At 65.8% G+C, this 770-nt stretch carries 1 protein-coding gene; it reads right to left on the bottom strand.

Going from position 1 to position 770, the window contains the following annotated elements:
* Position 1: 1 nt before the first annotated feature.
* On the bottom strand, positions 2-770 hold a 769-nt coding region (locus DMB66_RS60285), incomplete at its 5' end, for a ribose-phosphate diphosphokinase (RefSeq protein ID WP_125812729.1).

Here is a 770-nt window from a genome sequence, read left to right as displayed (position 1 = left end):
CTCAGCTCAAACCGCCGAACAGGGTGGTCACCGACCCGTCATCGAAGACCTCCCGGATCGCCCGCGCCAGCAGCGGCGCGATCGACAGCACGGTGATCTTGTCAAGCTGCTTCTCCGGCGGCAGCGGCAACGTGTTGGTCACCACCAGCTCACTGATCCGGCTGTTCTTCAACCGCTCGGTCGCCGGATCGGACAACAGCGCGTGCGTCGAGGCCACGATCACATCCGCCGCGCCCGAATCGAACAGGATGTCGGCGGCCTTCGTGATCGTGCCACCGGTGTCGATCATGTCGTCGACGATCAGACAGACCCGGCCCTCGACCTCACCGACCACCCGGTTGGCCACCACCTGGTTCGGCTTCATCGGATCCCGCGTCTTGTGGATGAACGCCAGCGGACACCCACCGAGACGGTCGGTCCACCGCTCCGCCACCCGCACCCGGCCCGAGTCCGGCGCCACGACCGTCATCGGCCGGCCCTCGAACTTCTTGATGATGTGCTCGGCGAGGATGTCCATCGCGAACAGGTGATCCACCGGGCCGTCGAAGAAACCCTGGATCTGCGCGGTGTGCAGATCCACCGTCAGGATGCGGTTCGCCCCCGCGGTCTTCAGCAGATCGGCCACCAACCGCGCGGAGATCGGCTCCCGGCCACGGTGCTTCTTGTCCTGCCGCGAATACGGGTAGAACGGCAGCACCACAGTGATGCGCTTCGCCGACCCGCGCTTCAGCGCGTCCACCATGATCAGGGTCTCCATGACCCAGCGGTTC

This window comes from Actinoplanes sp. ATCC 53533, assembly GCF_003947245.1.
Note: the sequence above shows the minus strand (reverse complement) of the source record. Positions and strands in the feature narration are given on the sequence as shown.